Origin of the sequence: Vibrio sp. B181a, assembly GCF_030248375.1 — a bacterium.
In the GTDB taxonomy this organism is placed as follows: Bacteria; Pseudomonadota; Gammaproteobacteria; order Enterobacterales; family Vibrionaceae; genus Vibrio; species Vibrio campbellii.
The window spans coordinates 126,175-143,101 of sequence record NZ_JAHGAD010000027.1; the positions used below are offsets into that span (position 1 = coordinate 126,175).

Consider the following 16,927-nt stretch of genomic DNA (forward strand, 5'->3'; position numbering starts at 1 on the left):
GCTCATTTGCTGAGTCCTTTTTAAATGAATACCAAATCTTTCTCACAGTACAATGTGTTAATTGTCGACGATGCGCCTATCGTGGTGCTGACATTGCGTAACATGCTGACCAAGCTTGGCTTTTCTGATAAACGCATATTCACAGCTCGCTTAGCAAAGGGGGCAGTTTCTATTGCTCAGCAAGAGCGCATTGACCTGATCATTTGTGACTACAACTTCGGTCGAGGCATGAATGGAAAACAGCTGTTTGAAGAGCTTAAGCACCTCAAATTACTCAGCCATGACACCGTATTTATTCTTGTAACGGGTGAGAACTCTGCGACCATCGTACGTGCCATCATTGAGCTGAAGCCGGACGAGTACCTGCTCAAACCTTTCAACTCCATCACGTTGCGAGAACGTATCTCAGCTGCAGTGAAGCGTAAGAGCCTCTTACAGGCCATCTATCAAGCAGACCTCAACAACGATGCGCACGCAGGATTAGAAGCATGCGATGAGCTGACACCATTTCATTCTGAGTATTTTTTCATTATCGAAAAGTTTCGGGCCGACTTCTTAACGCGTTTGAAACTGCATCAAGAAGCCAAAGTCGTTTACGAGCAAGTCATTGAACGTAAAGACGTTAACTGGGCAAAAATCGGCTTAGCAAACACGCTAGTCACACTGGGTGAACACGACGAAGCACAACGCCTAGTACGCGCCTTGTTAGAAGAGTCACCAAACAACGTAGATATACGCGAGTGCGCGGCTAACTTCAGCATGCTTAACCGAGAAGTACCAAGTGCAATTAGGCATTTAGAGTTGGCAAACAGCTTGGTTGAAGGCAATTCGGAGCGTGAACTGGTGATCGTCAATTTATGCTTGGCGGAACATGACTATCATTCTGCGTTAAAGCACTACCATGTATACATGGAGATCAACAAAGACACTTACCGCAACAATACCTTTGCCAAGCTCAACATGATTCGAATCTTGCTCTATTGTGTGCGTAAACTTGAAGGCCGAGAGGATCTTCTTGTTCAAGCCAAAAATTTATTTAAGTCGATCACGAGCGGACCAGAAAACAGGGCAATTCAAGACGAGCTCGACCTGATCGCCGCGCACATTGCCATTGAAGAAAACCAGTACGTTTCAGCGTTTAAAGTGCTCAGTGATTTGTATCGGCGTAAGCCCTTCGCTCACTTTTATGCGCAATTTCACCTAGCGTGGTTGCTGCATGAGATGAACTTTGAATCAGAGTTTTCCAACGCCATTACTTGGTGTTTTGAGAATCTACAAACCGACTCAAGTGACACGATTCTTTCGAGTAAGATTACCCTTGGTCGCGCCCTAGAAACAGACAATGCAGAACGCCAAACTTGGATGCAAGAGCAATACAGAAAAATCCGAGCGGCAGAACAGGACTATCAAGCCTTGATTGATGCTTTGATTGAGCTACAGGCCCGTTGTCCATTACTACGGACGGTGTGCATCAACATCATTAAAGTGCTGACGCGCGCCTTTCCAAGCAACAAGTCATCGTTGGAAGTCGAAGTGTTGATCAAACGATGCGATAACATCGTTAAACAATTGGTTTCTCGTGAGGAACTGGAGCAAAGTGGTTATGACAAGTTCCTCTTCCTCGCTCAAGATCGCTGTCAACACATGTCAGTGGTGAACAGTCACCTTCCAGAACCAGAACTGGCAAACTAGACATGCAAAAAGGGGCGCTTTAGCCCCTTTATCTTTCGGATTACAGGTTGAAGAAACGGTTAATCCAAGTCACCTCACCAAATGCAATCAAATCGTAGATGGTAAAGAACACCGCACAGATAACGGCAAGCTTCACCAATCGAATCGCAATTAACATCATAACTTCCCACTTACCTTTTTGTCTGAGTGTCGTTGATTCCTCGCAGTTTACTGGTTTTCTTACGAACCACAACGCATGAAAACCCAGATTACGTGAGAAAGTGTGTATCACTGCTAAGCCTCACTTTTGTAAATTTGCTTATACATTTGGAGGCGACGGATAAATCGATTCTCTTGTCCACGCGTATCTATACTTTAAATAGTGTTTTCAATAAGTCCCAGTGGTTACACAAGGATGGCTGTATGAAACAGATACGATTGTGGCTTCTTCCCCTGCTCTTGTTTGCAAGCCAAGCGCTAGCAAGCACGGTTTGGGTATTGCCTGTCAAAGGGGCAATTGGGCCCGCTCTGAGTGATTATCTGTCACGAGAAATTGAAGAGGCTCAACAAAACGGCGTTGACCTTGTCATTTTAAAAATGGATACCCCCGGCGGGCTTGATAGTTCAATGAGGGATATCATACACGCCATCACCACATCCACTGTCCCTATCGCGACTTGGGTTGGTCCTTCAGGCTCTCGCGCTGCTAGTGCTGGAACATACATTCTGCTCGCCAGCCATGTCGCAGCTATGGCAGAAGCCACTAACTTGGGCGCCGCAACTCCCGTAGCCTTGGGTGGCGCACCACAACAACCGTCTTCAGACGAAGGTAACGACTCAACAGATTCACAACCGGAATCCACAGAAAAAGCCTCGGACGAAGTGCCTGCCAAAACCGCAATGGAAAAGAAGGTCATTAATGATGCCAGAGCCTACATCAAAGGCTTAGCGCGACTACATGATAGAAACGCCGAATGGGCAGAAAAAGCAGTCAGTATGGCGGCCAGTTTAGACGCAACCGAAGCGTTAGAACTCAACGTCATCGACTTCATAGCCAACTCACCGGAAGACTTGGTTTCAACGATTAATGGCATCGACGTCAAACTCAACGGCAACCCGTTTAAGCTGGCGTTAGATAACCCAACTTGGGTGGAGCGCGTTCCAGACTGGCGTGCAGAAATGCTGGCGGTGATCACCAATCCCAACGTAGCTTACATCCTCATGCTGATTGGTATTTATGGCTTGCTTCTGGAGTTCTACAACCCAGGTATCGGCTTACCCGGCGTGCTCGGCGGGATTTGTCTGTTGCTTGCCATGTACGCGCTTCAAATGATGCCTGTGAATTACGTTGGTTTGGGACTACTGCTGCTTGGTATTGCTCTGATGATTGCTGAAGCCTTTAACCCGAGCTTTGGCATACTCGGTTTAGGCGGTGTCGTTGCATTTGTGCTTGGCTCAATCTTCCTAATGGACAGCGATATACCCGGTTTCCAAATTGCCCTGCCACTGATTTTCGGTATCGCGATTTTCTCTGTGGGGCTCATCGTCATTACGGTTGGCTTGCTTCTTAAAATTCGCAGTAAAAAAGCCATTACAGGGCTCGAAAACTTCCCGGGTAAACTCGCCGTTGTGAGCGATGATTTTGTTGATGGTACCGGTCGAGTGCAATTAGACGGAGCGCTATGGCAAGCCAAAGCAGAACAGAAATTGAAACAAGGTGACCACGTGACTGTGGTGAAAATTAAAGGGTTGACCCTAACCGTGAAACCCAGTGACCGCCCTAAGGAATAGGAGGCGCTTATGATGCTTTACACTGTTGCCGTTATCATCGTTTTATTGTTTGCACTGGCAACGCAAATGTTCAAGGTGCTGCGTGAGTACGAGCGCGGCGTGGTGTTCTTTCTCGGTCGCTTCCAAGAAGTGAAAGGACCAGGTTTGATCATCTTGATCCCCTTCATTCAACAAATGGTTCGCGTCGACTTACGTACCATTGTTTTGGATGTTCCAACTCAAGATTTAATCACCCGTGACAACGTATCGGTCAGAGTCAACGCCGTGGTTTACTTCCGAGTGGTCGACCCACAAATGGCAATCAACAATATTGAAAGCTATAGCGACGCCACTAGCCAGCTAGCACAAACAACACTGCGTTCAGTGCTTGGCCAACACGAACTGGATGAATTGCTTTCAGAACGTGAACGTCTCAATAAAGACCTCCAAGCCATTCTTGATCAGCAAACTGACGATTGGGGAATCAAGATAGCAACGGTTGAAGTGAAACATGTCGATCTTAACGACAGCATGGTGCGCGCCCTTGCCCGCCAAGCCGAAGCAGAACGTAACCGCCGAGCGAAGATCATCCACGCAACCGGTGAGTTAGAAGCATCTAGCAAATTGAAAGAAGCGGCAGAAATGCTCAATGAAGCGCCAAATGCGTTGCAACTTCGATACATGCAAACGCTCACTGAAATCACCACAGACAAGACATCAACCATCATCTTCCCGATGCCAATCAATCTTGTCGAAGCGGTTTCCGATATCGCCAAGGCTGTGAAGAAAAATCAGGGAGAATCGGAAGAAGGGAAAGAGTAAACGGGAGCAACAAAATAAAAGGGAGCAAAATGGCTCCCTTTCTTTTTAACTTCGCTCGAGGCCCCTTTTGATTTTCAATAAAAAATAGAAAGTGATTTAAACGAAACACGTATTATCAATTCGATAAAAGTCGATATGATGGACTCACTTTCGAGGTACGCATGGTTACCGATGCTAAGCGCATCCTCATTTGTCTAATAATATTAAGAGGATATAAACGTGTCTCATCAAATCATTACAGACCTAAACAACCGTTACACAGCGAAAAAATACGACGAAGAGAAACGCATCTCTCAAGAAGATATGGCAATCATCAAAGAAGCGATTCGCCTATCTGCGTCTTCTATCAACTCTCAGCCTTGGAAATTCATCGTAATTGAGAGCGACGAAGCGAAACAGCGTTTCCACGACACGTTTGCTAACATGCACCAGTTCAACCAACCGCACGCTAAAGCAGCGTCTCACACTATTCTGCTAGCGTACGATCCAAAATTCACTAAAGAGAAATTTGCGAAGCGTGTTGATGCTGAAGTAACTTCTGGCCACCTACCAGCCGAGATGTACGACACTTTCATGGGTGCTTACGCATTTGCTGAGGCAAACACAGATGAGAACGGCTACAACGGTGGCTGGACGAAGGCGCAAGTTTACATCGCGCTTGGTAACCTAATGCACACACTAGCGCGTCTAGGTATCGACTCAACTCCAATGGAAGGTGTAGACCCAACACTGATCGGCGAAGAGTTCAAAACAGAACTAGACGGTCACGTATGTGAAGTTGCACTAGCAATCGGTTATCACAAAGACGGCGAAGACTACAACCACGGTCTACCTAAAGCGCGTCTACACATGGATGACGTGATTACTACTCTTTAATGAGCATCGTCTCCTAGCTCCATGGTTCCTAGCCTAGAGCCTAGCTATCTAAATCATTGTTCAAATTGAAAGAGCCGTACGTCTTAGTGTCTTTGTCTAAGAGTACGGCTCTTTTTTTGTTTTGCTGAGGGGGGCTCAACAAACGTTTTGAGTGAGAGACAGCTACGCTACTTGCTTGGACTTAAAGTTACCAAGCAGCGCGTCATACAATTCATTATCACTCAGTACGCCCACTAGCTTGTTCTCTTCTACTAGCAAGATAGGTTGATTACTGCGTTGCTTCAGTTCAATCGCCTCACGCATGCTGATATCTGGATTGGCTTGAACGACCGTGCTTTCGCCGATGTCGTCGAGTGTGGTTGAATCGCTTTCCCAATTCACCAATGACTTATCGGAATCCACTAGCGTGACACCCTTCGGCTCTTGCTCGATCCAAATCTGCTTATCTGCACACACCAACACACGGTCATTTTGCTGCTTAAGCTCGGTGCTGGCTTGCATCAATGAACGACCTTTCAAAACATTGAGCGGATTCGTGTGAGCCACAAAATCTGCAACATAGTCGTTTTCCGGCGCAAGGATGATTTCCTCAGGCTTGCCGTGTTGAATCAGTTTGCCCGATTCCATAATGGCGATGTTGTTGCCGATTTTCAGCGCTTCATCTAGGTCGTGGCTCACAAACAAAATCGTCTTGTTGAGCTTCTCTTGCAGTTGAATCAATTCATCTTGAAGCTGAGCGCGAATCAAAGGGTCGAGCGCAGAAAACGGTTCATCCATTAACAAGATGTCGGTATCCATAGCAAAAGCGCGAGCCAAACCAACACGCTGCTGCATGCCGCCAGAAAGCTCATGTGGGAACTTGCTCTCCCACTCGCTCAGCCCAACCATTTCTAGTTGCTCGCGTGCTTTTTTACGTCGCTCAGCTTTGCCAATGCCCTGCATCTCAAGACCAAATGCCACGTTATCCAATACCGTTAACCACGGCATAAGCGCAAACTTTTGGAACACCATCGACACGCGATGAGTACGCAGGTTACGTAGAGTTTGTTCGTCACAGTTGGCAAGCTCTACCATGTCGTCGCCATCTTTGATTTTGAGTGAGCCGCGAGAGATCTCATTCAAACCATTAACGGCACGAAGGAGGCTGGATTTACCCGAACCGGAAAGCCCCATCAATACACAGATCTCACCTTGTTTGACGCTCATTGAGACTTTATCAACACCAACCACTTGTCCGGTCTCATCAATGATCTCTTGACGAGACTTGCCTTGGTCTAATAGCGCCAATGCTTGCTCTTGCTGCTGACCAAACACAACGTCGAGGTTTTCAATCGTAATTGCATCCATGTTATGCCTCCTTTTGGTTTGGTGCTTTGCACAAACGGTCGAGAATAATCGCGACTAACACAATCGCTAAACCCGCTTCAAAGCCTTGAGAAATATTCACGGTGTTCAGTGCTCGTACGACTGGTTTACCCAAGCCATCGGCACCGACTAGCGCAGCAATCACCACCATAGAAAGTGACAACATAATGCACTGGGTAACACCTGCCATAATGCTTGGCAATGCTGCTGGGAGTTCGACTTTGAATAGCAATTTCATGCGGCTTGCACCAAACGCTTTACCCGCTTCAATCAGCTCTTCTGGCACTTTGGTGATGCCAAGGTAAGTCAAACGAATCGGCGCGGCGATAGCAAAGATAATAGTGGAAATCAGCCCCGGAACGATGCCTAAACCAAACAGAACCAATGTTGGGATCAGGTACACAAACGTTGGTACGGTCTGCATTAAATCGAGTATCGGGCGCAATAAGGTATACAGCCATGGGCGATGCGCCGCCATGATGCCAAGCGGCACGCCAATTAATACGGAAATCGTTGTCGCAGCGAAGACGAGAACAAAGGTTTCCAGCATTTCTTGCCAGTAGCCGAGGTTAAGGATAGTCAGCAGCGCCAGCACGATAAACACAACTAAAGGAATGCTACGGTGTAGGAACCACGCAATCGCTGCCGTCATGATGATTGGTGCTGCCGGTGGCATCCATTTAAAAATATCCACCACGAATAGAATGATGGTTTCGAGAAAAATAGAGATAGCATCAAAGAAACCCGACGCGTTCATGGTTAACCAATCTACGCCTGTTTCCATCCATTCGCCCAACGGAAGTTTGTTGTCCGTAATAAAATTCACAATAAAACCTTTGTGTTAAAAGGCGGGCATCGCTGCCCACCTTTTCCTAAAGAGAGGAATGATTAAGCGTTTGTTTTTAGGTAAGAAGTAATCGCTTGTTTTGCATCTTCGCCGTCCAGCGTCTTCACGCCTTCTAGCCACGCTTCAAATTGTTGTGGGTTAGCATTCAACCACTCTTGTGCTGCTTTCGCTGGCTTCTGTTTTTGGTTCAGAATCGCTTCCATCAACTGGTTTTCCATCTCTAGGCTGAACTCTAGATTCTTAAGCAGTTGACCCACGTTTTGACACTCAGATAGGTAGTCTTGGCGCACGTTGGTGTAAACATTTGCACCGCCGTAGTTAGGACCAAAGAAGTCGTCACCGCCAGATAGGTATTCCATCTCCACATTGCTGTTCATTGGGTGCGGAGCCCAACCTAGGTAAACGATCCATTGGTTACGACGTACAGCACGAGACACTTGAGACACCATGCCCGCTTCGCTTGATTCCACTAGGCTGAAGTCTTTCAAGCCGAATGCATCGCTGTCGATCATATCTTGGATCAAACGGTTGCCATCGTTGCCCGGCTCAATCCCGTAGATGCGGTCTTTAAATTTGTCGGCATGTTTTGCCAAGTCAGCAAAGCTTTTCACACCAGCGTCATACACGTACTTTGGCACAGCTAGTGTGTATTTCGCGCCTTCAAGGTTTGCGCGAACGGTTTCCACTGTGCCAGCTTCACGGTACTTGGCGATATCGCCTTCCATGGTTGGCATCCAGTTACCTAGGAATACGTCAATGTCGCCGTTTGCCATTGAAGAGTACGTCACAGGTACAGACAGAAGATCGGTCTTGGTTTTGTAGCCCAAGCCTTTTAGCAGCTCAGAGGTAACAGCAGTAGTTGCAGTAATGTCTGTCCAGCCGACATCGGCAAATCGAACAGTTTCACATTGGTTAGCGTAAGCACCTGTCGCTACTGCACTCAGCGCGATAGATGAAAAGATTTTTGTCATCGTAGACATGTTTAAATTCCTTGTAATAATTACTGACTTTATGAGATTGAGCTTAAGTCTCTTTTCGGCGGACGCATTCTTTGCGTCTCTTGCCAGTTCGGAGCAATCCAAACCGGTGTGTTATTCGATTCTTCGAGTACGTTCCCCAAGATCATGTCCGCAGCACGCTCTGCGACCATGATGGTTGGTGCGTTTAAGTTGCCATTCGGAATGGTTGGGAATATGGATGAATCCACTACGCGCAAGCCTTCAATGCCGCGCACTTGGCAGGCTTCATTTAGAACTGCCATTGGGTCATCGTTCGAGCCCATTTTGCAGCTACACGATGGGTGATAAGCACTTTCTACATTTTGCTTCACCCATTCATCAATCGCTTCGTCACTGGTGATGTTAAGACCAGGTTGAATTTCTTCACCGCGGAACGCATCCATTGCAGGTTGATTGAGGATTTCACGCGTTAGGCGAATACAGTCTCGCCAATCCTGCTTATCTTGTTCCGTCGAGATGTAATTGAACTCGATTTTTGGTTTGTCATTTGGGTTAGCAGAAACCACTTCGACACTGCCGCGACTCTCAGGCTTGTTTGGACCAACATGCACTTGGAAACCGTGACCATCAAACGCAGCGCGTCCGTCATAACGCATTGCTGCAGGTAGGAAGTGATATTGAATATTTGGTGATTTCAACCCTTCACGAGAGCGGATGAACGCACACGATTCAAAGTGGTTGGTTGCGCCCAGACCTTTGCGCGTCAGAATCCACTCCGTACCAATCAAACCTTTGCTGATCAAACCTAACTTGCTGTTAAGCGTGATCGGCTGTTTACAGTGGTACTGGAAGTACACTTCAAGGTGGTCTTGTAAGTTCTTACCCACGCCTTCTAGTGCGTGTTTCACTTCAATGCCCGCTTTCTCAAGCACAGTCTTAGGACCAATACCCGAAAGTTGCAGCAGTTGTACCGAGCCGATGGAACCCGCACTCGACACAACCTCTTTGTTAGCAAAGCACTGTTTGATTTTGCCAGATTGCTCAAACTCAATGCCGACCGCTTTCTTGCCTTCAAGCAAAATACGGTGAGCAGTTACGCCTTTCATCAAGGTGAAGTTGCTGCGCTTTTTTGTACGGCTTAAGTAAGCGTTAGAGGTGGAAGCACGCACGCCTTTGTCTACCGTCATGTGCATTGGACCGAAGCCCTCTTGCTGATAGCCGTTGTAATCTTGCGTTTCTGGGTAGCCTGCGTCTTTACCTGCTTCAATAAACGCTTGGTAAAGTGGATTCAGCTTCATGTCGTTGCCGTTGCACGTACCTACCGGACCATTGTCGCCACGGTATTGGTCTGCGCCACCTGTCCATGTTTCCGCTTTACGGAAGTACGGCAGACACGCTTGGTAGTTCCAGCCTTTCGCGCCTTCTGCTTCCCATTCATCAAAGTCACAAGCATGACCACGAACATAAACCATGCCATTGATCGAAGAGCTACCACCTAACACTTTGCCGCGTGGACAATGCAGTTGGCGTCCGTCTAATCCCTCTTCCGCTACAGTTTCGAACTGCCATGCGTACTTTTCGGTGTTCATTGGGTAAGACAGCGCCGTTGGCATTTGGATGAATATGCTCTTGTCTGAGCCACCCGCTTCCAGCAGTAAGACTTGGTGCTGACCGCTTTCACTCAGGCGATCCGCCAAAACACAACCTGCCGAGCCAGCACCGACGATGATGTAGTCGTAGTGTTGTTGCATTACAAATCCTCCAGACTGATTACGCGTAAGGGCTATCGAAATCACCCAAATGCACTAACACGCTCTTGGTTTGGGTGTAATGCTTAAGGGTTTCAACGCCGTTTTCACGTCCAATGCCAGACAGTTTGTAACCGCCAACGGGCATTTCGGCTGGGGAATCGCCCCACGTATTAATCCAACAAATGCCTGCTTGGATTTGATGAATAACGCGGTGTGCACGAGAGAGGTTTTGCGTGAACACCCCAGCCGCAAGTCCGTAATCGGTGTTGTTAGCGCGTGCAATCACTTCGTCTTCATCACTGAACTTAAGCACTGACATTACGGGACCAAAGATCTCTTGCTTCACATGCGGCATGTCGTCTTCGCAATCAATGAAAACCGTTGGCACAACAAAGTTACCGCTCGCCAAACCATTGTCTGTGACTTTGTAGCCACCAGTCAGCAACGTTGCTTTGGTTGCTTTCGCTTGTTCAATTGCGGAAAGAACTTTTGATTCGTGTTCTTTGGAAATTAGCGCGCCAATTTGAGTTTGTTCATCAAGCGGATCGCCAACCACCAGCAACTCAGTACGAGTTTTTAGTTGAGCGACAAACTCATCATAAATACCTTCATGAACGAACACGCGAGTACCGTGCGTACAAACCTCCCCTTGTGTGTAGAAGTTCGCCACCATTGCAGCAGAAACCGCGTCGTCTAGCTTGGCATCATCAAAAATGATCATTGGCGATTTGCCGCCAAGCTCCATGGTGACTTGCTTCAGCGTATTAGCACTGTCACCCATCACGACTTTGCCCGTACCAGATTCACCCGTGAAAGAGACTTTGGCGATATCTGGATGTGCGGTGAGCATCTGCCCCACTCGGTAATCACCTTGAATGACGTTGAACACGCCATCTGGCAATCCCGCTTCGCTGTAGATTTCTGCCAATTTGAGTGCGGTTAACGGAGTTTCTTCTGATGGTTTAAAGATCATCGCATTACCCGCAGCAAGCGCAGGGGCAGATTTCCACATTGCGATTTGAATTGGGTAGTTCCATGCACCAATGCCAGCACAAATACCCAGAGGTTCGCGGCGAGTGTAGAAAAACTGCGATTCATTCAGCGGTTGTTGTTCGCCATGCATGCTAGGCGCAAGACCTGCGTAGTATTCGATCACATCTGCGCCCGTTACAATGTCTACGCAATTCGCTTCTTGGATCGGTTTGCCTGTATCCGCAACTTCTAGTGCCGCCAATTCATCATTCCTTTCACGAAGTAGCGCCACCGCTTTAAGCAAAATGCGGCTTCGTTCTGTCGCCGTCATGGCAGACCAAATCGCAAAACCACGTTTGGCAGATTCAATTGCTGCCTGCATATCTTGCTGGTTAGCCTGCTTCACATTTGCAAGCGGTTCACCATTGGCGGGATTGTATGTAGTGAAGTGTTCTTCTGAGCATCCTAGGTGCATGGCACCATCGATGTAGTGTGCTTTCATATCCATTTGAAGGTTTGACTCTTTATTTTTGTTTTGAGTAGAACGTGAGTTGTTTATCGAGATAGTCGTTGATGATGACGCGTGCTTTCTCGGCATCGATGCCTTGCGGGTTGAGCGTTCCGCGCAGCCAAATGCCATCAATCAGTGACGCAATACCATGCGCTACTAGCTCTGCTTGGTCTTGATCCAGCAAAGCTTTTAATTCTTTTTTTAGGTGAGAAAGGAGGCGTCGTTCATTCACTCGTTGCAAACGTTTGAGCTGCGCGTCATGCATGGAGTACGACCAGAACGCCAACCAAGTTTTTGCCACTTGGTTCTCGGCTTGGAAACCCACAAAGTTGCCGTCGATGATGGCATTAATACGTTGATGATGCGCATCAGCTGGCAGCTGGCTTAGGTTCTCTTTGATGGTGGCAGAAAGCTGGCGCAGGATCTCACGCATTGTCTCTTCTAACAGACCGTGCTTACCACCGAAATAGTGATTAATGATCCCCGTTGATACCCCTGCTTCTTTGCTGATCAACGAGATACTCGCGGCGTGTAAACCAACTCTGTCAATGACCGACATCGTCGCTTTGACTAGCTGCGGTTTTCTGATTTCAGGCATCCCAACCTTGGGCATTTTACATCCTTGTTATTTTTAATTGAACGGTTAGTTAAATATAAAATGCCTTAAATTTAGTTCGAACTCAAACTAATTATCTAGAAAAAATGACAGATACAGCCGAATCATTTCGACTACAATCATTACTAAAACTTGAGAAAAGATAGATTTTACGAAGATTTAACACGTAAAAACAGAAAAACAAAAACCATAATAATCAGCAATTAAACTACATTTAATGCAAGTTATAGAGATACCAGCTCATGAGCAATTCGTGCGCATCAAAAGTATAAATAAAGACAAATACAATGAACTCAAATAATTTCAGCACGTTTTATTTTTAGAGTTGTCAATTGAGTGAAGGTCATTCGACTATCCTCTATTCTGCTTTCAAATGTAAAACAAGCTGCCCCCAAGCATGCTAGCTATATTGCGTCGCCTCCTACAATTTTTCCTCAAGATCAAAACTCATTTTCTCTTTCCTAAAAACTAATGTCGTTTAATGGCAATTTTTGAAAGTCATTCCCCTTTATCTTACTTATCAACTTGTTTGAATTAGGAAAGAGAAATGAAAGCACGCAATGCCCTTTTAATTTTATTGACGAGCACGATTGGCTTTAACGCATACGCGATTACAGACGCTAGCAAGATTGGTGCGAACGCAGGTGCAATGAGTTACTGTTACGATCACATTGCATCTAGCAAAGACAAATCAAAATATCGCTTGCTCAAGCTGAAAACCTTGGAAGAGTATCAAGATCTGGATAGTGGTGACCGCGCAAGAGCGCTGGTAATGAAGAAAGCCGCTGAAGACGGAGATTACCTAGGTGATCCGTTGGATAGATCTCGTTGCAACAGCTTAAGAAAAATGTTGTTTGTGAAATACTAGTAATACCAAAATACTACAAAGCCATCACTGTTTAGTGGTGGTTTTTTTGTATCTATAACCCACTCATCACAGAATCAACCTATCTATCAGTGACCAACCCAATCGATATCATTTCGCTATCTTTACACTAAAGATGGCGCTAAATGGTAAGTCCTTACCCCCTCTTATTCCTACTATATCGCTACAGGGTATGCATTAAGCGACAGGAGTCCCCCACTTAAAAATGAGAGACCAACATGACTTACACAGAGTTCAAAAAAACTGATTTACACACCTGCCTTACCGTTGCTGGCGAATTGATGATAACGGTTGGTAAAGCTGCTTTTAAAACCGTAAAGGCGCTAATCAAGGCCTTTAGCTGGTTGGTAATCAAAACCTATCGCTATGTGATGAAGTAAATCGTGTAAGCCCTTTAACCAAAAGCTTTTTAGTCCGAACCGCGCCTTATTTAAGGCGCGTTTTTTGTTCGCCGTGTATTGCATTCAATCCTTTTATTCTTTACCCAAGTAACCTTAAAATGCTTGGGTATCTCCTTCTCGTTCCCCTATCTTTTTCTTTACGCCTGCCATCTAATAACCAGCCAGTAACGACTTCGTTCTGAGAGATGAAATCTGTGCCTCTTTATTCCTCCTATACCGTTTAATTTAAGGTGTTCTACCTCCTACACTACCGTGGTAGAACACAACTAAACTCAATGTGAGAAGAACATTGAGGCGCTCTCGATAGCCACTACGAATGAGTTTAAAAGGGGCACTATGGTTTCACACGAGGGATGTTGTCGAAAAGATTCAAAGGCGTGGAACGAATCCATTGACTAGCCAATAACGCTTTTGAAAAATGACACCTGCTCTTTTCCTAAGATGCAAAAAAGGCGCTCAGTGAGCGCCTTTGGTAATGAGTTGTTTAGCCTATAGTGTGTTCTTATACACAACACCGTCTTTCATGATGACTTTCTTGGTCTCATCCTGCATCACGCAATCGACACCTTCTAGTGGATTCCCATCGACGATAAGCAAATCTGCATACGCACCTTCCACAATTTGACCTAATTTGCCTTCTTGATATGGGTGTTTGTAAGTCGACAATTCAAATAGACGACCACAGTTTGAAGTTGCCATGCGCAGCGCTGTAATTGTGTCGAATGTTTTTTCAATCGCACCAAGCTCTTGCATCTGACTTTCATGCACGTTTGCTTTACCAACACAGTCGGTACCAAACGCTAGGTTTTGAATATCGTATTTCTTGATAAGCTCAGCAGACTTAAACATTGCCTTACCAACGCGCTCTGTCTTACGGTAAGTCTCTTCGTTTGGCAACGGGATCTTACGTTCTGCAATCAATGATGACGTGAAGTATGAAGGAACCAGCCAGATGCCTTTCTCTTTTACAATTTGGGCGATTTCATCGTCCATAATAGTAGCGTGCTCAAAGGACATGACGCCCGCTTCTGCTGCTCGTTTCATCGCTGGTGCTGTGTGAATATGAGCCGCCACATAGGTACCATAGTCGCTTGCCGCTTCTACCGCCGCTTTCATCTCATCTAACGTGTATTGCAGCGTGTCCAAAGGGTCAAATGTCGAAGATGCACCGCCCCCCGCCATCACTTTGATTTGAGATGCGCCCATAAACAACTGCTCTCGAACCGCTTTCAACACTTCTGCACGGCCATCCGCGACTTTAAATGCGCCCGTCTTCATTAGTGGGGAGTCTTCATGACCGTTCGTTAGACGTTCTTGCGCTTGGTTTTGACGGTAGTCTGAGTGACCACAAGTTTGCGAGATCGCCGCCATACAAGGCAAAATTCTGGGACCTTTGGCATAACCTTTATCGATGCTGTTCTTCAAACCTAATGTATTGCCAGCAACATCACGGATGGTAGTAAAACCACGCATCAACATTTCTTCTGAAATTCTCGCGGAACGAATCGCAATCTCTTCGCGAGTCATGCCATCCAGTTCATTAAAGCCAGCTGAAAGCGTGATGTGTACGTGCGCATCAATCAGACCTGGCATCACCGTTTTGCCCTCTGCATCAATGATTTGCTCAGCCTTCGAGTCATCCACTTTCCCGATTTGTGTGATTAAGTTGTTTTCAATCAGAAGGTCCACGTTCTTCAGAAGTTGCTCATCCACACCGTTAAACACGTTTGCATTTTTAATTACGATACTCATGGTTTCTATCTCCGAGTCAGTTGTCTCAATACAGGTGCATCATATCGAGTAACTCGGGATTAGAATTGCCATTTCACGACAGCTGAATATTCAAGATCTAAGCACGTTTCTGAGCCAATAAACAAACAGCTAATTACTTCAGGCTATGATCCGTAGGGTATAAAGGTATAAAAAGAGCCACAAACTGTGGCTCTTGGTAACGATCGTCTATGGTCTATATCGTTTAGTTCATACTCACCATACAAATGAGCTTGTTCTTATCAAACGCTTTATCTAGCTCTTGGTGTTTTACCGATGAATAGACTTTTCCTTGTTCAGTCCAATAATCTCCGTCAGCGAGGTTGGCATACTGTTCCAAATACTCATAAGCCGCTTTACTCGGCAAACTTGAGGACAAACGCTCACAGTATTGCGACGCCTCTTCACGATTCAAGAAAATGTCATGAGACTTTTGGTTTCCTTTGAATTTAGGTAATAAATAGGTGAATGCTTCGTCTTTGTAGAGCACCTTGTTGGCATAACGTTTCACATCTTGCGCTTTAGTCGTATTCAGTTCCGCCACTGCTCGAGAAGGCAACAGGCTCTCAGAAAACTTTGTCTTGGTTTGAGCATCACTCTGGCCGCTATGCGTACTCTTCGATTCTTCGGCAATTAAATTGGCCGGGGCCGTTTGCGCTGGATTCGCCTTTTTTGAAAATGGAAAGAAATAATCACCGCCATTCTTAAGGTTGAGTTTAAGCGACTGGGTTTTATCTTTATTCACTGCACGCACACTATAAATCCCAACGTAATTGCCCGTTACATCGACGCTTTCACCACTACCGACTTCTTGATCGTTGATGTAGAAGACCGTATTTTTTGAGTTTGAACGAAACACAAAGCGCACTCTATCTAAGTTTAACGCCTGTCTAAGCTCTACTTCTGTATTTGCACTGTAGGCGTATTTGTAGCTCGCGTCTGCAGTAAAAGACAAGTCACCATTTAATCTTTGGTTTGCATCCACCACTCTAAAACTCGTGAGTTGAATGCGTGACAAGCCGCCTTTACTCAGTACGAAGGCGTTCTTAATGGAAGGAAGGTTTCTGTTCACACAGGTCGACAAACTCTCAGCGACGTTACACTGCAAATTACCATCGTAGGAGTCATGAAGGATGCGTTTCGATTCATCCAAATGACGAGCTTTGATCTTCTCGTAGAGGACGAGAAGTGCGTCATTTTTCACTCGTTCTATCTGACTGGCAGCCTGTTGATCTTCTGAAAGCTGGTGTTTGGTCTCAACGAGCAACTTCCCTGCCGTTTCGATTTCCTTCTTCATGGTGTTCACTTTGGCAGACATATTACGCAAAGTGAGAATGAGCGAGTCATCGTAAACGCCATCGACTAACTTATCTTTTAAACGATTTGAATCCGATTTGATCATCTCGACGTTATTGGCCAAATTGATCTTGGTCGACTCGATCTCAGCACTTAACTTGTTGTAATGCGAGATAGTTTCGTCAATATTGAGCGCTTTATACTCTTGTTCGTACGTAGCATTAATACTGTTTAGTTTATCTTGCTCGTTAAAGTTAATCAGCTCTGAAGCAGAGGCCACACCACTCCACGCTACCCCTACCATTATCGCTATTATCGTTTTAGATTTACCCACTGCCACACCAATTTGTCCCACCAACACACCACTCTTTTGACGCTTCACCCCACTTCGTTAGCAAGATGAAGCGTTGTGAT

At 46.0% G+C, this 16,927-nt stretch carries 14 protein-coding genes; 6 read left to right on the top strand and 8 right to left on the bottom strand.

Annotated features, from left to right (window positions below):
- Window positions 1-24 precede the first annotated feature (24 nt).
- The 4 genes from KIO97_RS13780 (at window position 25) to KIO97_RS13795 (ending at window position 5,139) form a co-directional block, all read left to right on the top strand.
- On the top strand, window positions 25-1,692 hold the full coding sequence (locus tag KIO97_RS13780) for a response regulator (protein ID WP_285383016.1): 1,668 nt from the start codon (window positions 25-27) through the stop codon (window positions 1,690-1,692).
- 402 nt (window positions 1,693-2,094) lie between these two features.
- On the top strand, window positions 2,095-3,462 hold the full coding sequence (locus tag KIO97_RS13785; RefSeq protein ID WP_285383018.1) for a nodulation protein NfeD: 1,368 nt from the start codon (window positions 2,095-2,097) through the stop codon (window positions 3,460-3,462).
- Between the two features lie 9 nt (window positions 3,463-3,471).
- Window positions 3,472-4,263 carry a slipin family protein gene (locus tag KIO97_RS13790; RefSeq protein ID WP_050904460.1) on the top strand — a complete coding sequence of 264 codons (792 nt, stop codon included), beginning with the start codon at window positions 3,472-3,474 and terminating at the stop codon, window positions 4,261-4,263.
- 219 nt (window positions 4,264-4,482) lie between these two features.
- Window positions 4,483-5,139 carry an NAD(P)H-dependent oxidoreductase gene (locus tag KIO97_RS13795; RefSeq protein ID WP_050919254.1) on the top strand — a complete coding sequence of 219 codons (657 nt, stop codon included), beginning with the start codon at window positions 4,483-4,485 and terminating at the stop codon, window positions 5,137-5,139.
- A 162-nt stretch (window positions 5,140-5,301) separates the two neighbouring features.
- On the opposite strand, the gene choV is transcribed toward KIO97_RS13795, so the two are convergent.
- The 6 genes from choV to betI all read right to left on the bottom strand — a co-directional run bounded on the left by choV (window position 5,302) and on the right by betI (window position 12,157).
- On the bottom strand, window positions 5,302-6,486 hold the full coding sequence (gene choV, locus KIO97_RS13800) for a choline ABC transporter ATP-binding protein (protein WP_285383020.1): 1,185 nt from the start codon (window positions 6,484-6,486) through the stop codon (window positions 5,302-5,304).
- Window position 6,487: 1 nt separating this feature from the next.
- The gene (gene choW, locus KIO97_RS13805; RefSeq protein WP_005425967.1) at window positions 6,488-7,330 is read right to left on the bottom strand and encodes a choline ABC transporter permease subunit; all 843 of its coding nucleotides are present in this window, start codon (window positions 7,328-7,330) and stop codon (window positions 6,488-6,490) included.
- Between the two features lie 62 nt (window positions 7,331-7,392).
- Window positions 7,393-8,331 (bottom strand): choline ABC transporter substrate-binding protein, encoded by a 939-nt coding sequence (locus tag KIO97_RS13810; protein WP_285383022.1) that lies wholly within the window; start codon window positions 8,329-8,331, stop codon window positions 7,393-7,395.
- 29 nt (window positions 8,332-8,360) lie between these two features.
- Entirely contained in the window at window positions 8,361-10,061 is a 1,701-nt protein-coding gene (betA, locus tag KIO97_RS13815) for a choline dehydrogenase (protein ID WP_285383024.1), read from the bottom strand.
- 19 nt (window positions 10,062-10,080) lie between these two features.
- On the bottom strand, window positions 10,081-11,541 hold the full coding sequence (gene betB / locus KIO97_RS13820; protein WP_285383026.1) for a betaine-aldehyde dehydrogenase: 1,461 nt from the start codon (window positions 11,539-11,541) through the stop codon (window positions 10,081-10,083).
- Window positions 11,542-11,557: 16 nt separating this feature from the next.
- Window positions 11,558-12,157 carry a transcriptional regulator BetI gene (gene betI / locus KIO97_RS13825; protein ID WP_041060594.1) on the bottom strand — a complete coding sequence of 200 codons (600 nt, stop codon included), beginning with the start codon at window positions 12,155-12,157 and terminating at the stop codon, window positions 11,558-11,560.
- Window positions 12,158-12,707: 550 nt separating this feature from the next.
- Between betI and KIO97_RS13830 the strand changes: the two genes are divergently transcribed.
- Together KIO97_RS13830 and KIO97_RS13835 are read left to right on the top strand one after the other, a co-directional pair.
- Window positions 12,708-13,028, top strand: coding sequence for a hypothetical protein (locus tag KIO97_RS13830; RefSeq protein WP_005425905.1), 321 nt, complete (start codon window positions 12,708-12,710; stop codon window positions 13,026-13,028).
- Window positions 13,029-13,264: 236 nt separating this feature from the next.
- Window positions 13,265-13,426, top strand: coding sequence for a hypothetical protein (locus tag KIO97_RS13835; protein WP_167425325.1), 162 nt, complete (start codon window positions 13,265-13,267; stop codon window positions 13,424-13,426).
- A 510-nt stretch (window positions 13,427-13,936) separates the two neighbouring features.
- Here KIO97_RS13835 and KIO97_RS13840 read toward each other — a convergent pair.
- Both KIO97_RS13840 and KIO97_RS13845 read right to left on the bottom strand, forming a co-directional pair.
- Window positions 13,937-15,199 (bottom strand): amidohydrolase family protein, encoded by a 1,263-nt coding sequence (locus KIO97_RS13840; RefSeq protein ID WP_005425852.1) that lies wholly within the window; start codon window positions 15,197-15,199, stop codon window positions 13,937-13,939.
- 223 nt (window positions 15,200-15,422) lie between these two features.
- Window positions 15,423-16,895 (bottom strand): hypothetical protein, encoded by a 1,473-nt coding sequence (locus KIO97_RS13845; RefSeq protein WP_285383030.1) that lies wholly within the window; start codon window positions 16,893-16,895, stop codon window positions 15,423-15,425.
- Between the last annotated feature and the right edge of the window lie 32 nt (window positions 16,896-16,927).